This window comes from Glycomyces sp. NPDC050141 (genome assembly GCF_055586545.1).
Genome location: NZ_JBVJHZ010000003.1, coordinates 42400 through 58560 on the forward strand (window position 1 = coordinate 42400; position 16161 = coordinate 58560).

Sequence of the window (16161 nt, forward strand, 5' to 3'; positions counted from 1 at the left end):
GGGCCGAGCTTCCGAGTGCTTCGATCGAAGACCGGAAAAGCGCGCAGGCGAGCCGCATTCCGAACTACGCAGTGCACCGCACTGCATAAGGAGATCGACACTCTATGTCCGATAACGAACGGACACCTGAGGCCTTCAACCTCGGGGAGCACCACGCCACCGCCGTGATCGACAACGGCGCGCACGGCACCCGCAAGATCGTCTTCAGCACCGGCCGCCTGGCCAAGCTGGCCCAGGGCTCCGCGATCGTCCAGATGGACGACACCGTGGTCCTCTCGACCACCGCGGCGTCGAAGAACCCGAAGGACCACTTCGACTTCTTCCCGCTCACCGTCGACATCGAGGAGCGGATGTACGCCGCCGGGCGCATCCCCGGCTCGTTCTTCCGCCGCGAGGGCCGCCCGAGCGAGAACGCCATCCTCACCTGCCGCCTGATCGACCGCGGCCTGCGCCCGTCCTTCGTGTCGGGTCTGCGCAACGAGGTCCAGGTCATCGGCACGATCCTCGCGGTCGACGCCAAGGACGAGTACGACGTGGTCGCCATGAACGGCGCCTCCATGTCGACCCAGCTCGCCGGCTTGCCCTTCTCGGGCCCGCTCGGCTCCACCCGCATCGTCCTCATCGACGGCACCTGGGTCGCGTTCCCGACCCTCGAGCAGATCGAGAAGGCCACCTTCGACATGGTCATCACCGGCCGCGTCCTGGAGTCCGGCGACGTCGCGATCATGATGGTCGAGGCCGAGGCCACCGAGAACACCATCAGCCTCATCGCCGCGGGCGGCACCAAGCCGACCGAGGAGATCGTCGCGAGCGGCCTCGAGGCCGTCAAGCCGGTCATCGCCGAGCTCGTGCGCGCCCAGGCCGAACTGGCCGCGGTCGCCGCGAAGCCCGTCGCCGACTACCCGCGCTTCCTGGACTACCAGGAGGACGCGTACGCCGCCGTCGAAGCCGCCGTCTCGGCTGAGCTCGACCAGGCCCTGCAGATCGCCGACAAGACCGAGCGCCAGGACGAGCTCGACCGCGTCAAGTCGGTCATGCTCGAGAAGCTCGGCGCCGACTTCGAAGGCCGCGAGAACGAGCTCGGCAACTCGCTGCGCTCGCTCACCAAGAAGCTGGTCCGCAAGCGCGTCATCACCGAGGGCGTCCGCATCGACGGCCGCCTCCCGGCGTACATCCGGCCGCTCGCGGCCGAGGCCGGCATCCTCCCGCGCGTCCACGGCTCGGCCCTGTTCGAGCGCGGCGAGACCCAGATCATGGGTGTCACCACGCTGAACATGCTGCGCATGGAGCAGGCCATCGACACGCTGTCGCCGGTCAGCAAGAAGCGCTACATGCACAACTACAACTTCCCGCCGTACTCGACCGGTGAGACCGGCCGCGTGGGCTCGCCCAAGCGCCGCGAGATCGGCCACGGCGCGCTCGCCGAGCGCGCCCTCGTGCCGGTGCTGCCGAGCCGCGAGGAGTTCCCGTACGCGATCCGCCAGGTCTCCGAGGCGCTCGCGTCGAACGGCTCGACCTCGATGGGCTCGGTCTGCGCGTCCACGATGTCGCTCATGAACGCCGGTGTGCCGATCAAGGCCCCCGTCGCGGGCATCGCGATGGGCCTCATCTCCGAGGAGGTCGACGGCGAGACCAAGTACGTCACGCTGACCGACATCCTCGGCGCCGAGGACGCTTACGGCGACATGGACTTCAAGGTCGCCGGTACCGCCGAGTTCGTGACGGCCCTGCAGCTGGACACCAAGCTCGACGGCCTGCCGTCGGACGTGCTGGCCCAGGCGCTGCAGCAGGCCAACGACGCCCGCCACGCGATCCTCGACGTCATGCTCGACGCGATCAGCGAGCCGGGCGAGCTGGCCGCGACCGCGCCGCGCATCACGACCCTGAAGATCCCCGTGGACAAGATCGGCGCGATCATCGGCCCGAAGGGCCAGACGATCAACCAGATCCAGGACGACACGGGCGCGGACATCACCGTCGAGGACGACGGCACGATCTACGTGTCGGCGGAGAACGGCGAGGCCGCCCAGGCCGCGGTCGAGACGATCAACGCGATCGCGAACCCGACCCTCCCGAACGTGGGGGACCGGTTCCTCGGCACGGTCGTCAAGACCACCGACTTCGGCGCGTTCATCTCGCTGACGCCGGGCCGCGACGGCCTCCTGCACATCTCGAAGGTCGGCGACGGCAAGCGCGTCGAGCGGGTCGAGGACGTGCTGAGCGTCGGCGACAAGGTCGAGGTCGAGATCGGCGACATCGACAACCGCGGCAAGATCTACCTGGACAAGGTGTACCCGGAGGGCCAGGAGCCCGAGGGGTACAAGAAGGGCCGTCCGGCCGAGCGCAAGGAGTCCCGCGGGGACCGGGGCGACCGTGGTGACCGCGGCCCGCGCCGCGACCGCGAGCGCTCCGGCGAGCGTTCCGGCGGCGGCGACCGCGAGCGCTCGGGTGAGCGTTCCGGTGGCGGTTCGAGCGACGGCGAGCGCCGCCGCCGCCGCACCCGCCGCAGCGACGAAGGCGGAGGCTCGGAAGAGTAGATGAGTCGACCCCAGACTCACACGCTGATTGACGATCCGCTGGGCGGCACGGTCCGAGTGACCGTGCTGCCCGGCGGTTTGCGTGTGCTCACCGAATCCGTCCCGACCATGCGCTCCGTCTCCGTGGGCGTGTGGGTCGGTGTCGGCTCCCGCGACGAGTCCCCCGAACTCGCCGGCGTCTCGCACTTCCTGGAGCACCTGCTGTTCAAGGGCACCGCGAAGCGCACGGCCACCGAGATCGCCGAGGCCGTCGAGGCCGTCGGCGGCGAGTCGAACGCGTACACGGCGCGGGAGCTGACCTGCTTCTACGCCCGCGTGCTCGACGACGACCTGCCTATGGCGGTCGACGTGCTGGGCGACGCGATGTGCAACTCGCTCGTGACCGCCGCCGACGTCGAGGTCGAGCGCGACGTGATCCTCGAGGAGATCGCCGCGTCCGCCGACGAGCCCTCCGATGTCGTGCACGAGCTGTTCTCCCTGGCGCTGTTCGGCGACGGGGCGCTCGGCCGCGACATCGCGGGCGACCCCGACACCGTCAAGGCGCTCACCCGCGACCAGATCTACGCGTTCTACCGGCAGCACTACACGGCCCCGAACCTGACGGTGTGCGCCGCGGGCGGGGTCGACCACGCCGAGACCGTGAAGCTCGTGGCGGAGGCGTTCGCGCCGATCCTGGGCAGCGCCGACGTGCCGCGCCAGCGCCGCCACGACGAGGACCTGCTGCCCGAGCCGGAGCCGCTCCTGGTGGAGCGGCACGACACGGAGCAGGCGCACCTGGTCGTGGGCTGCCGCCTGTTCTCGCGGCATGACACCCGCAAGGACGCGTTCGAGGTGCTGAACAACATCCTCGGGGGCGGCATGTCCTCGCGGCTGTTCCAGACGGTGCGCGAGCAGCGCGGCCTGGCGTACACGGTGTACTCGTTCTCGACGTACTTCGCGGACACGGGCATGTTCGGCGTCTACGCCGGGTCCAACCCCGACAAGGTCCACCAGGTCCGCGACCTGGTGCTCGCCGAGCTCGCGAAGGTGGCCGCCGAGGGCGTTACCGAGGCGGAGCTGCGGCGCGGCAAGGGCATGAGCAAGGGCGGCATGGTGCTCTCGATGGAGGACTCCGGTTCGCGCATGAACGGGCTGGGCCGGGAGGAGCTGCTCTACGGCGACCACTGGAGCCTGGAGCAGGAGATCGCCGACATCGAGGCGGTGACCGTGGAGCAGATCCGGGCGGTGGCCGCGGAGATCCTGACGCAGCCGATGACGACCGTGGCCGTGGGGCCGTTCGACCAGAGGGATTTCGCATGATCAAGGTGGGTGTGCTCGGCGCGCACGGCCGCATGGGCACGGCCGTGTGCGAGGCGGTCGACGCCGCCTCGGACATGGAGCTGGCCGCGACGGTCGGCCGCGACGAGGCCCTCGACAAGCTCGCGGGCGTCGACGTGGTCGTGGACTTCACGCTGCCCGACGTCGTGATGGGCAACCTGGAGTGGTGCGTCGAGCGGGGCATCCACACCGTGGTCGGCGTGTCGGGTTTCGACGCGAAGCGCCTGGACGCGGCCCGCGAGATCCTGGCGGCGGACCCTCAGGTCGGTTCGGTGATCGCCCCGAACTTCGGGATCGGCGCGGTGCTGATGATGCAGTTCGCGGCGAAGGCCGCGAAGCACTTCGACCACGCGGAGATCATCGAGTCGCACCACCCGCGCAAGCTCGACGCGCCTTCGGGCACGGCCGTGCACACCGCGCGGCTGATCGCGGCGGCGCGGGCCGAGGCCGGGCTCTCGGACATGCCTGACGCGACGGAGACGGACCCGCTGGGTGCGCGCGGCGCGGAGGTCGACGGGGTGCGCGTCCACGCGGTCCGCTCGGCCGGTTACATCGCGAGCCAGGAGGTGCGTTTCGGCGGCTCCGGCGAGCGCTTCACGATCAGCCACGACTCGCTGGACCGGGCGTCGTTCATGCCCGGCGTGCTGCTGGCGGTGCGCGAGGTCCTGAAGCGGCCGGGCCTGACCGTCGGCATCGACGACTTGCTCGACTAGACGAAGAAGGAAAAGGGCCCGCCGGAAGGCGGGCCCTTTTTCGCGTCTTCGGTTATTCGGTGGAAGGACTTTCCGAGACGGCCTCTTCCTGGGGCGTCGGGCTGGCGGTCGCCTCGGAGCCGCCCGAGCCCGCTTCGGTGGTGGCGGACTCGCTCGGCGTCTCGCTGGTCGCCGACTCGGTGGGGGAGGTGCTCTCGGTGGGCGACTCGGAAGTCGCCTCGTCGCTCGGCGTCTCGGATTCGCTGGGGTCCGCGGAGGTCGAGGAGGTGTCCGGGGAATCGCTCTCGATGGTGGTCTCGATGATCGTGGTCTCGGGGCCGTCGCTGACGAACCGCTCGGGGTTGCCGGTGAGCGCGCCGAGCAGGTACAGGGCGCCGATAGTGATGCCGAAGACGAGGACGCTGGAGATCAGGATCGCGATGAGGGTCCGCTTGTTGGACTGGGTCTTCGTGACGTGGCCTTCGGGGGCGGGCCCGGCGGGGACCGTGATCTCGTCGGTGTCGGCGAGGACGACTGTGTCGTCGTCCCGGAGCGCTTGCAGCTGTTCGGTGTCGGGGATCTTCGCGGTGGCCGTGGCGTGCCCGGGTTCGAGCTCCACGGTGATCGCCTCGGCTTTGCCTTTGGCAACAGGGCTGAGCGCGGTGATCTGCTCTTTGATCTTCTCGCCGGTGCGGCGCATGGCGCGGAGGATGAGCACGGCGCCGATGGAGGAGCAGACGCTCAAGACTGCGGTCCCGGCGAGCGTGCCCCACAGGCCGAGGAGTTTCGCGAGGACCGCGCCGAGGACTGTGGCCCCGGCGGCGGCCAGGACCTGGCCGATGCTCAACTCCATGCCGGGGTCGTGTTGCTTGCGCCCCTTGCTCTTCGACTCGTATTGAGTCACCGGTCCTCCTCCCTGGCGTTATGGATCTGTTACGCCGAACAGGCTCACCAGGATACGGGCCGTGCGGGAGACGGCTACGGTTTGTGCTTGAGCTAACGGGCTACAGGTCGTCGTTGCCGGTCGAGTAGCGGCGCATCCGCTGCCACTGCCACAGCCACAGCAGGCCGCACACGACCAGCACGAACGCGACCCCGGCGAGCAGGAACGCGAGGCCGTTGTTCTCGACGGCGGTGGCGGTGAGGTCGTACTCCTCGCCGGGGGTCATGGTCCAGGTGACGGTGCGGCCGTCGAGGGTGCCGTTGTGCTCGGTGACGCGGGCGGGGAAGTCGACGCTGAGGAGGATCTCGGCGTCGTCGAACGCGGCCGGGTTGAGGAACCCGGCGGCGCGCAGGTCCCAGTGGCTTTCGAGGGTGTACTCGCGGTCGGTGTGGTCCAGGCGCAGGTAGCCCCATTCGTCGCCGCCGAACTCGGCGAAGTCGGTGAGCGGGCGGTTCGTGAAGGTCGCGGTGGCGCCGGTGTAGCCGTCTTCGGCGTAGGGGGTGCGCTCGGTGCCTGGCACGCCGTCGAGGAGGGCGTCGAGGAACGCGTCGAGCTGGGCCTGGTCGAGGCCTTCTTCGGAGGCTTCGGCGACGAACTCGTCGCTCCAGGCGGCGGTGAACTCGCCGCCCACGGTGTCGTCGGGGCGGACCTCGAGGCCCAGGTCGAGCCGGAGGCACCCGGAAGTCGCGAAGAGCAGTCCGAGCGCGGCGGCGGCGACGAGCACCCGGCGAGATTGGAGACCCAGCATGCCCCGAGCCTAGGCCCGGAAAAGCGCCGATTCGGCGCTTTCGACCGAGTCGAGCGGGCGCCGGAGTGTCGCGTGTTCCCGATAGGCTGTCGGTGAGGAGGCGATGTGTGCGCAGTCGATGAAGCCGCTCTGGCATCCGAGCCCGGCCCTACCCCGCCGGAGCCCAAGCGGCGCAACCCGGTGCAGCGCTGGGCCGACGGCGTGTTCAGCCACCCCGCGTTCCTGCCGCTCGCGATCCTCGGCTGCTTTTCGGCCGCCGCCGCCGGGATCGTCGTCACGAACCCGACCGACAACACCGGCCCGAGCACCTGCCTGTTCAAGATGGCCACCGGCTTCGACTGCCCCGGCTGCGGCGGCACCCGCGCGTTCTACTACCTCGTCACCATGAACCTGCCCGAAGCCGCCCGCCACCACCTCATGGCCGTCTTCGCCGCCCCGTTCATCGCCTGGATGTACCTCTCCTGGGCCCTGCCGCGCCTCCTCCCGCGCCGCACCTGGCGCCTGCCCACCTTCCACCTCACGCCCGGCGCGCTCACCGCGTTCCTCATCGTCTGGGGCGTCTTCTTCATCGCCCGCAACCTGCCGTGGGAGCCGTTCAGCTTCTTCTACGTATGAGAAAAGACCCGGCCACAAATGTGGCCGGGTCTCCTCGTGGGTGTTGAGTTGCAGCTTCTACGCGTAAGCGCTCGCGCGGTGCAGGTAGATGTCGCCCGACACCGACCGCGCCCGCACTTCGAGGCTCGTGCCCGTGCTCGACGGCGCGGGCGACGTGTCGCCCGTGGCCAGCTCCGACGTCACCGAACCGGCCTTCGCATCCAGGTCGACCCAGATGTCAGTGCCCGGCACGACACCGAGGCTGATGCGCCCCGAGACCGTGTTCGCCCGGACCGAACCCGAACGCAGCGCGCTCAGCTCGATCCCGCCCGACAGCGTGTTGACGTTCGCGTTCGAGTCGACCCGCTCGGCCGTGATCGAACCGGCCACCGTCTTCGCGGAGAAGTCCCCGCCGACGTGGTCGGCCCGCACCTGGCCCGAAGCGGTGTTCGCCCGGAAGTCCTCGACCGCGTGAATGACGCTGATCGAACCCGAGACCGTGTTCGCGCGGACGCTCGTCGCGTTCTCCACCGTCGCCGACCCGGCGACCGTGTTGATCGAGACCGCGCCGAGCTTGCCGTGCAGGCTGATCGGCGCCGAAGTCGTCTTGACCGAGACCTCCGAGCGGACCGGCACCTTCACCGAGAGGTGCACGCCGATCTCCTTGCGGAAGAACCAGTTCTGCGCCTTCTCGGGAGCGACCACGCGCAGGTGGCCGTTCTCGAACTCGACGCGCGCCAGGTCGGCCGCGTCGGCGTCGCCCTCGGAGCGGCGCTGCGCGGGCTTGACCTCCACGAGCACCGTGTTCAGCTCGTGGGCGGTGACGGTGACCGAGCCGTCGGCGAGGGTGATCGCCGCCGTGACCGGCCCGTCATGGGTGAATTCGGTGTACTCGTTCATGCTCGGTGCTCCTAAGCCCTGGCGTAGCCGGTGATGCGCTGGCTGTACCTCGCACCGGCGGGCTGACCCGAGGTGCGCGAGGCGTGCACGGCGTTGTTGATCGCGCGCACCAGCCAGGCGTTGACGGAGGCGCCGTCGGAAGAGGCCGCCTTCTCGACGTCCTCCTTCAGCGACTCGGGGAGACGCAGCGTGATGCGGGCGACGTCGTCGTCCACCGGCGGGGCCGGAGGCGGCGCGACCTCGGCGGTCTCGCCGCCGCTCACCCGCAGGTCCACTTCCCGGCCGCGCACGCGCAGGTCGACCGACGCCGGGGAACCGGCCTGGTCGAGCCCCGCGGTGATCTCGGCTGCGGCCTCGGAAAGAGCTTCCATGAGCGCCAGGCGAGCGCCCGCGTCGAGCGCCTCGGCCAGCAGTTCAGCGGTCCGCGCGGCTTCCTCGCCACCGGGCGCGGCGGCGGCGGTGAGGCTCCGGCGGAGCGATTCGATATACGGCGTCAAGTCCATGACACCATGATGACATCATTTCTGACGTCTGTCAACCGGCGTAGTGAAACCAGACAGTGCGATCCGAACCACCACCCCCACCCGCACACCGCCGCCGCGCCGCCCCCACCCGGGCGCGTGCCGGACCACACTCCGCAGCCGAGTACCCTCAGGGAGTCGAGAACCAGCACTAACAGGCACCGAACACGAAACGAGGGGGAGCGGGGATGCCCGAAATCGTACCGATGGACGTCCGACTCATCGCCTGGACGCACTTCGAGTCCCCGGCCGACGTCCCCTGGGAGACGGACGCCGACGGCGGTCAAGCCCTCGCCGAATTCGCCGGCCGCGCCTGCTACCAGTCCTGGACCAAGCCGAACCCCAAGACCGCCACTAACGCCGGCTACCTCGAGCACATCCTCCAGGTCGGACACCTCTCCGTCCTCGAGCACGGCACCGTCAGCTTCTACCTCAGCGGCATCTCCCGCTCCCTCACCCACGAGCTGATCCGCCACCGCCACTTCTCCTACTCCCAGCTCTCCCAGCGCTACGTCCCCGAACGCGACGCCGCCATGGTCGAACCCGAGGTCATCGCCAACGACCCCGAACTCCACCAGCGCTTCCTCGCCGCGGCCGAAGCCGCCCAGAGCGCCTACAACGACCTCCTCGAAGGCCTCGAGAAGCAGTTCGCCGACGTCGCCAACCCCACGCTGCGCCGAAAGCAAGCGCGCCAAGCGGCGCGTTCAGTACTCCCCAACGCCACCGAGACCCGCATCGTCGTGACCGGCAACTACCGCGCCTGGCGGCACTTCATCGCCATGCGCGCCTCCGAGCACGCCGACGTCGAGATCCGGGCGCTGGCCATCGCATGCCTCAAGCAGCTCAAAGAGAAGGCCGCCAACGTCTTCGCCGACTTCCAGATCACGAAGCTCGACGACGGCACCGAGGTCGCCTCCAGCCCCTACGTCACCGAGGGCTAGAGCCAGCAGACGCATATCCCCGCACCGCCCCAGGCGCCCACGCTTCGCCGTGAGTGCCGTTTCGGGGCGGTGCGGCGGAAAAACTTGAGACAGTTACAAACGCAGCGAGCGGCCGGGCGCAGGCGCCCCGGCCGCCGGAACCAGCATTGGTGAAAGCAACATGCGCAACGCAACGCGCCCCTTCGGGCGAACACTCGCGGCCATGATCACGCCGTTCACGCCCTCGGGCGAACTCGACGTCCCCGGCACCGCCGCCCTCGCCCGCCACCTCGTCGACGAGCAGGGCTGCGAGGGCCTCGTCGTCAACGGCACCACCGGCGAATCCCCCACCACCACCGACGCCGAGAAGACCCAGATCCTCGAGGCCGTGCTCGAAGCCGTCGGCGACCGCGCGCACATCATCGCCGGGGCCTCCACGTACGACACCCGCCACTCGGTGCGCCTCGCCCAGGAGGCCGCGAAGACCGGCGCCCACGGGCTCCTCCTCGTCACCCCGTACTACAACAAGCCCACTCAGGACGGCGTCGCCGCCCACTTCGAGGCCATCGCCGACGCCACCGAGCTGCCGGTCATGCTCTACGACATCCCCCCGCGCTCGGTCATCGGCATCAGCGACGCGACCTACGAGCGCCTCGCCCGCCACGAGCGCATCATCGCCGTGAAGGACGCCACCGGCGACGTCGTCAGGGGCCAGCGCATCCGCCTGAACACCGGCCTCGCCGTCTACTGCGGCGTCGACGAGATCAACCTCGCCGCCTACGCCACCGGGCAGGTCGGCATCGTCTCCGTGACCGCGCACCTCGTCGGCCGCCAGCTCAACGCCATGTTCGACGCCTACGACGAAGGCGACGTCGCGAAGGCCTCCGCGATCAACGACGCGCTCCTGCCCGTCACCGCGGCCCTGTTCGAGAACCCCGGCCTCGTCGGCGTCAAGGCCGGACTCAAGGGCCTCGGCCTGCCGGGGGGCGACCCGCGCCTGCCGCACGTCCCCGTCGACGCCGAGCTCAGCGCCCGCATTGCCACCGCCCTCGCCGACCTGAAGGAGGCCTGATGGGCCTGACCAGACCGAAGAACCTGAGCGCTCCCGGCGCCCTCCCCGACGGGGCGCTGCGCGTCATCCCCCTCGGCGGACTCGGCGCCATCGGCCGCAACATGACGCTCTTCGAGTACGAGGGGCGCCTGCTCATCGTCGACTGCGGGGTGCTCTTCCCCGACGTCGACCAGCCCGGCGTCGACCTGATCCTGCCGGACTTCACACAGATCCTCGACCGCCTCGACGACATCGAAGCCATCGTCGTCACGCACGGCCACGAGGACCACATCGGCGCGATTCCTTACCTCCTGGAGCACAAGAACGACATCCCCGTCGTCGGCTCCAAGTTCTCGGTCGCCCTGGTGGAGGCGAAGCTCCGCGAGCGGCGCATCAAGCCCGCCGGGATCGTCGTCGCCGAGAACGAGACGCTGCAGCTCGGGCCGTTCGGCCTCGAGTTCCTGGCCGTCAACCACTCCATCCCGGACGCGCTCGCCGTCGCGATCCGCACCGAGGCCGGCCTGGTGCTCCACACCGGCGACTTCAAGATGGACCAGCTGCCGCTCGACGGCCGCATCACCGACCTCGCCGGGTTCGCGCGCCTGGGCGACCAGGGCGTCGACCTGCTGCTGTCGGACTCCACGAACGCCGAGATCCCCGGCTTCGTGACCTCCGAGCGCCAGATCGGGCCCGTGCTCGACAAGCTCTTCGAGGACGTCAAGGGCCGCATCATCGTCGCGTCCTTCGCCAGCCACGTGCACCGCGTGCAGCAGGTCATGGACGCCGCCCACGCGCACGGCCGCAAGGTCGCGTTCGTCGGCCGCTCCATGGTCCGCAACATGGGCATCGCCCGCGACCTCGGCCTCATGCACGTCCCCGAGGGCCTGCTGGTGAGCATGGACGAGGCGGTGCGCCTGCACGCCGACGAGATCGTCTACATGTCCACCGGTTCGCAGGGCGAGCCGATGAGCGCCCTGGGCCGCATGGCCTCCGGCGACCACCGGCACATCGCGGTCGAGCCCGAGGACACGATCATCCTCGCGTCGTCCCTGGTGCCCGGCAACGAGACCGCCGTGTACGGCGTCATCAACCGCCTCGCGCGCACCGGCGCCACCGTGATCCACAAGGACGTCGCGAAGGTCCACGTCTCCGGCCACGCCCCCGCGGGCGAGCTGCTGTACGTGCTCAACGTCGTGAAGCCCTCGAACATGATCCCGGTCCACGGCGAGGCCCGGCACCTGCAGGCGCACGCGCGCCTCGCGATCGAGTCCGGCGTCCCGGCCGACCAGGTCATCGTGATCGAGAACGGCGACGTGGTCGACCTGGTCGACGGCGTGGCCCGCCTCGTCGGGCACGTCCCGAACAACCTGATCTATGTGGACGGCCTCTCCGTGGGCGACGTCGGCGAGCCGGTGCTCAACGAGCGCCGCGTCCTCGGCGACGGCGGCTTCATCGCCGCCACGGTCGTGATCGACTCCGAGAACGGCAAGGTCGTGGGCGGCCCCACCGTCTCCGCGCGCGGGTTCTCCGAGGACCCCCGGGCCTTCGACGGGGTCCTGCCGCTCATCAACGACGCGATCGAGCGCGCCGCGGTCGACGGCGTCACCGACCCGCACCAGCTCCAGCAGATCCTGCGGCGCACGGTCGGCAAGTGGGTCAACGACACCTACCGCCGCCGCCCGATGATCGTCCCGCACGTCCTCGAAGTCTGACGCAGCGCGCAAGGGCCGCAACCGATCCGGTTGCGGCCCTTGCGCGTTCTCGGGGTTACTGCTAGGGGTTGTGGCCCGGCCAGGTGTTCGGCTGCTGCTGCGGGGGCGCCTGCTGGACGTTCAGCTGCGTGGTCTGCGGCGGCGCCTGCTGGTACGGCTGCGGCGCGTACTGCGGCTGGGCGGGCTGCTTCGCGGGCGCCCAGCGCATCATGAAGATGCTGACGGCCAGGAGCGCCGCGGCGAGGATGTAGAGCCAGATGCCGCCGCCCGCGGAGGCCTCGATGTCGACCTCCATGTCCTCCCACGCGTCACTGTTGAAGGTGGCGTTGAGCTCGATGACGGGGTGGAGCGCGGCGGCGGCGGTGATCGCGGCCAGGCCGATGCCGCCCAGCTTCGCGGCCCACTCGAGGCCGGGTTTCACGCCTGCGGCGGCCCAGCCGACGAGGACCGCGAGGACGAGCGCGGGCATGAGGCCGGGGAGTCCGAGACCGGCCGAGTCGGCGACGGAGCCGCCCATGGCGTCGGCGTCGCTGCCGCCGATTGAGACCTGGGGGATCAGGGAGCCGACCGCCAGGAGCAGCAGCCCGGCCCCGGCGAGGCCGAGGCCGACCGGGGTCGGGCGGTCCGGCCCGCTCGGGAGGAGCTGCTGATACGCGGGCTGCTGCGGCGGGGGCTGGGAGGCATACGGGGCTCCGGGGACGCTCACGAGAGGATCACACCTAACTACACGATGAGGACGGGTCGCCTTGTCTGGGCAAGGGGCATGCGTTACGCATCCTAAAGGGCCCCTGCCAGTCGGCTAGCCCCTCGCGCGGATGGGCAGCGGGTTCGGCGGCTCGATGCGCAGCTCGTTGATCACCATGTCCTCAGGGGTGTTGAGGAGGTCGACGATGGTCTTCGCGATCGACGCCGGGCTCGTGGCGCGGGCCGGGTCGTAGTCCGCGCCGTACTGCTCGCGCACGCTGCGCTGCATGTCAGTGGCGAAATGCGAGGGGTACACGCTGGTGACGCGCAGGCCGTTCGGCTGCTCCTCGGCGCGCAGCGCGTCCGCGAGCGCCCGCAGCGCGTGCTTGCTCGCGGCGTACGAGCCCCACTTCGGACCGGCGCTGATCCCCGCGCCGGAGTTGACGAACACGACGTGGCCGCGCGCGGCGCGCAGCGCCGGGAGCAGGGCCCGGGTCAGCTCGGCCGGGGCGGTCACGTTGACCGCGAGGGTCTGCTCCCACTGCTCCCAAGGCTGATCGGCGACCGGGCCGATGTGGGCGATCCCGGCATTGTGGATCACGCCGTCGAGCCGTTCCAGGCCGAGCGAGGCCACCGCGCCCGCGATCGACGCGGGGTCGGCGAGGTCGAACACGAGCTTCCGGTCGTGCGGCACACCGTCCAGAGCGGACTCGCTGCGGGCGTGCGCGATCACGGTGTCGCCACGGGCGCTGAGCTGCTCTGCAAGGGTTTTCCCGAGGCCGCGGCCCGCACCCGTCACCAGAATCGTTTTCGACATGCCGTCACATTAACCGCTTTCATGGTTGCCTTCGGGCCGACTCCGCTCAGCATGAGGGCGGTAACGTATGGGGCATGATGGCCAGGACGAGCGGCGGTTCGGGCGGTGCCGCCCGCAAGAGCGGCACGGCCCGCAACAGCAGCGCACCCGCGGCGCGCCGCAAGCCCGCCGCGTCAGCCGCCAAATCGTCCGCGAAGCCCCCCGCCCGCAAAGCGGCGGCGAAGAAGGCGGCGAAGAAGACCGCGGCCAAGCGCGCCGCGAAACAGAGCTCAAAGAAGACGTCCGCTCCCAAGCGCAAAGGCATGAACGCGGTCCCCGGACCGCTCGAAGCGCTCGGCCTCGGCCTGCGCGGCCTGTGGGTCGGCACCGCCCGCTCCACCGGCTGGATGGCCCGCTCCGTAGGCAAGGAGGCCGCTACGGCCCGCGACATCGACCCCGCGCACCGCAGAGACGGCCTCGGGCTCTTCCTCATCGCCATCGCGATCGTCCTGGCCTGCGCGGTCTGGTTCGACGTGGCCGGGCCGATCGGGGAGCGCCTCGCGTTCATCCTCGACTGGCTCCTGGGCCTCGCCACGCGCGCGCTCCCGGTCCTGCTGGTCCTGTGGGGACTGCGCGTCATGCGCCAGGTCCCAGTGGAGGACACGCACGGCCGCTCCCTCGTGGGCTGGACCTCGATCTGGCTGTCGAGCCTCGGCCTGCTGCACTTGATGTCCGGCCTGCCGTCCGATATGGGCGAGCGCATGGTCGCGGGCGGCCAGATCGGCTGGCTCATCGGCGGCGGCCTCGCCCTCGGCGTCTCCGCGTACGTCGCGTTCCCGCTGCTCATCCTGCTGCTGCTCTTCGGGGTCCTGGTGGTGACGGCGACGCCGCTGAACCAGGTCCCGTACAAGCTCGGCCGCCTCTGGGACCTCGCCACCGGCAAGGTCGACTCCTACGAGGACGATGACGGAGAAGAGGACGAAGCGGAGCCGAAGCCCAAGGCCCGCAAGCCCAGCCGCGAAGCCAAGAAGCTCCAGGAGGAGGAGGCCCGCCGGGTCCACCACCCCACCACGGTGCTGCCCCGCCTCGCGCCCGAAGAGGTGCCGGAGCTCAACACGCACGTCGCGGCCCGCGACTCGACGCCGATCCCCGAGCCCGAGCCGGTGCGCGAACCCCCGAAGCACTCGCCGCCGCCCAAGCGCATCGAGCAGCCGACCCTTTCGGACGGTACGACGGCGGTGGACAGCGAGTACCAGCGCCCGTCGATGAAGATCCTCGGCACCGGGCCCGTCGCGAAGGCCCGCTCGAAGGCCAACGACACCGTGATCGCCGCACTTCAGGAGGTGTTCGCGCAGTTCCAGGTCGACGCGGCCGTCACCGGTTTCACGCGTGGCCCGACGGTGACGCGCTACGAGGTCGAGCTGGGCCCGGCGGTGAAGGTGGAGCGGATCATCCAGCTCTCCAAGAACATCGCGTACGCGGTGAAGAGCTCCGACATCCGGATCATCAACCCGATCCCCGGCAAGAGCGCGGTCGGCGTCGAGATCCCGAACACCGACCGCGAGGACGTCGCGCTCGGCGACGTGCTCCGCTCCAAGACCGCCGAAGCCGACGCCCATCCGATGATCGTGGCCCTGGGCAAGGACATCGAGGGCGGGTACGTCCTCACGAACCTGACGAAGACGCCGCACATGCTCATTGCTGGCGCCACAGGCAGTGGTAAATCGAGCTGTATCAATGCCTTGTTGGTGTCGATGCTCATGCGCGCCACGCCCGAGCAGGTACGCCTGCTGCTCATCGACCCCAAGCGCGTCGAGCTCTCGAACTACGAGGGCATCCCGCACCTGGTCCACCCGATCGTGACCAACCCGAAGAAGGCCTCCGACGCCCTCCAATGGGTCGTCAAGGAGATGGACATGCGCTACGAGGACCTCGCGGCCGCCGGGGTCCGGCACGTGGACGACTTCAACCGCAAGGTCCGCGCGGGCGAGGTCACGGTCCACCCGGCCTCCGGGCGCGAGTTCCGTCCCCACCCGTACCTGCTCGTCATCGTGGACGAGCTGGCCGACCTCATGATGGTCGCCGCGCGGGACGTCGAGGACTCGGTCGTGCGCATCACGCAGCTCGCCCGCGCCGCCGGCATCCACCTCGTGCTTGCGACCCAGCGGCCCTCAGTGGACGTCGTCACGGGTCTCATCAAGGCCAACGTGCCGTCCCGCCTGGCGTTCTCGACCTCGTCGCTCGCCGACTCGCGGGTCATCCTCGACCAGCCCGGCGCCGAGAAGCTGGTCGGGCGCGGCGACGGCCTGTTCCTGCCGATGGGCGCGGCGAAACCGGAGCGCATCCAGGGCGCCTGGGTCTCCGACGAGGAGATCGAGGCGGCGGTCGAGCACGCGAAGTCGCAGATGGACGCGCAGTACATCGAAGAGGTGACCGCGACCCAGGGTTCGACGCGCGAGATCGACCCGGACATCGGCGACGACCTCGAACTGCTCATCCAGGCGATCGAGCAGGTCGTGACCACCCAGTTCGGGTCGACCTCGATGCTGCAGCGCAAGCTCCGCGTCGGGTTCGCGAAGGCCGGGCGGCTCATGGACCTCATGGAGACGCGCGGGGTCGTCGGCCCCTCTGAGGGGACGAAGGCCCGGGACGTGCTCGTCAAGCCCGAGGAGCTGGACGGGGTCATCGCCTCGCTCCAGCCGTAGCGGAAATCGAAAGGGCCGGTCCGCGGACCGGCCCTTTCGCC

General features: G+C 70.0%; 14 protein-coding genes. 8 read left to right on the top strand and 6 right to left on the bottom strand.

Annotated elements, in window-relative coordinates; translation table 11 throughout:
* The first annotated feature begins 104 nt into the window (after positions 1 to 104).
* The 3 genes from ACZ60M_RS02495 to dapB are packed head-to-tail and all read left to right on the top strand — an operon-like array spanning position 105 to position 4567.
* Complete coding sequence (locus tag ACZ60M_RS02495; RefSeq protein WP_465413939.1) at positions 105 to 2537, top strand: polyribonucleotide nucleotidyltransferase; 2433 nt, start codon at positions 105 to 107, stop codon at positions 2535 to 2537.
* Complete coding sequence (locus tag ACZ60M_RS02500; RefSeq protein ID WP_465413941.1) at positions 2538 to 3836, top strand: M16 family metallopeptidase; 1299 nt, start codon at positions 2538 to 2540, stop codon at positions 3834 to 3836.
* The gene (dapB, locus tag ACZ60M_RS02505) at positions 3833 to 4567 is read left to right on the top strand and encodes a 4-hydroxy-tetrahydrodipicolinate reductase (protein WP_465413943.1); all 735 of its coding nucleotides are present in this window, start codon (positions 3833 to 3835) and stop codon (positions 4565 to 4567) included. Before ACZ60M_RS02500 ends, dapB begins: the two co-directional genes overlap by 4 nt.
* Before the next feature lie 52 nt (positions 4568 to 4619).
* On the opposite strand, the gene ACZ60M_RS02510 is transcribed toward dapB, so the two are convergent.
* On the bottom strand, positions 4620 to 5450 hold the full coding sequence (locus tag ACZ60M_RS02510; RefSeq protein WP_465413945.1) for a hypothetical protein: 831 nt from the start codon (positions 5448 to 5450) through the stop codon (positions 4620 to 4622).
* Positions 5451 to 5550: 100 nt separating this feature from the next.
* The gene (locus ACZ60M_RS02515; protein WP_465413946.1) at positions 5551 to 6237 is read right to left on the bottom strand and encodes an LppM family (lipo)protein; all 687 of its coding nucleotides are present in this window, start codon (positions 6235 to 6237) and stop codon (positions 5551 to 5553) included.
* A 105-nt stretch (positions 6238 to 6342) separates the two neighbouring features.
* On the opposite strand from ACZ60M_RS02515, the gene ACZ60M_RS02520 reads away from it, so the two are divergent.
* A complete protein-coding gene (locus ACZ60M_RS02520) occupies positions 6343 to 6852 on the top strand; it encodes a DUF2752 domain-containing protein (protein ID WP_465413948.1) in 510 nt (169 codons plus the stop codon).
* Positions 6853 to 6909: 57 nt separating this feature from the next.
* Here ACZ60M_RS02520 and ACZ60M_RS02525 read toward each other — a convergent pair whose 3' ends face one another.
* Positions 6910 to 7731: a DUF4097 family beta strand repeat-containing protein gene (locus ACZ60M_RS02525; protein WP_465413950.1), complete on the bottom strand. Its 822-nt coding sequence runs from the start codon at positions 7729 to 7731 to the stop codon at positions 6910 to 6912.
* Between the two features lie 11 nt (positions 7732 to 7742).
* The gene (locus tag ACZ60M_RS02530) at positions 7743 to 8234 is read right to left on the bottom strand and encodes a hypothetical protein (protein ID WP_465413951.1); all 492 of its coding nucleotides are present in this window, start codon (positions 8232 to 8234) and stop codon (positions 7743 to 7745) included.
* A 206-nt stretch (positions 8235 to 8440) separates the two neighbouring features.
* On the opposite strand from ACZ60M_RS02530, the gene thyX reads away from it, so the two are divergent.
* From thyX to ACZ60M_RS02545, 3 genes are all read left to right on the top strand, one after another.
* Positions 8441 to 9193, top strand: a complete 753-nt coding sequence (gene thyX, locus ACZ60M_RS02535; RefSeq protein WP_465413953.1) for an FAD-dependent thymidylate synthase — start codon at positions 8441 to 8443, stop codon at positions 9191 to 9193.
* A 160-nt stretch (positions 9194 to 9353) separates the two neighbouring features.
* A complete protein-coding gene (gene dapA / locus ACZ60M_RS02540; RefSeq protein WP_465413955.1) occupies positions 9354 to 10244 on the top strand; it encodes a 4-hydroxy-tetrahydrodipicolinate synthase in 891 nt (296 codons plus the stop codon).
* Entirely contained in the window at positions 10244 to 11935 is a 1692-nt protein-coding gene (locus tag ACZ60M_RS02545) for a ribonuclease J (protein WP_465413956.1), read from the top strand. Before dapA ends, ACZ60M_RS02545 begins: the two co-directional genes overlap by 1 nt.
* Positions 11936 to 11996: 61 nt before the next feature.
* On the opposite strand, the gene ACZ60M_RS02550 is transcribed toward ACZ60M_RS02545, so the two are convergent.
* Both ACZ60M_RS02550 and ACZ60M_RS02555 read right to left on the bottom strand, forming a co-directional pair.
* Entirely contained in the window at positions 11997 to 12641 is a 645-nt protein-coding gene (locus tag ACZ60M_RS02550; RefSeq protein ID WP_465413958.1) for a hypothetical protein, read from the bottom strand.
* A gap of 93 nt (positions 12642 to 12734) precedes the next feature.
* Positions 12735 to 13436 carry an SDR family oxidoreductase gene (locus tag ACZ60M_RS02555; protein WP_465413960.1) on the bottom strand — a complete coding sequence of 234 codons (702 nt, stop codon included), beginning with the start codon at positions 13434 to 13436 and terminating at the stop codon, positions 12735 to 12737.
* A 74-nt stretch (positions 13437 to 13510) separates the two neighbouring features.
* Between ACZ60M_RS02555 and ACZ60M_RS02560 the strand changes: the two genes are divergently transcribed.
* Positions 13511 to 16120, top strand: coding sequence for an FtsK/SpoIIIE family DNA translocase (locus ACZ60M_RS02560; protein ID WP_465413961.1), 2610 nt, complete (start codon positions 13511 to 13513; stop codon positions 16118 to 16120).
* The last annotated feature ends 41 nt before the right edge of the window (positions 16121 to 16161 follow it).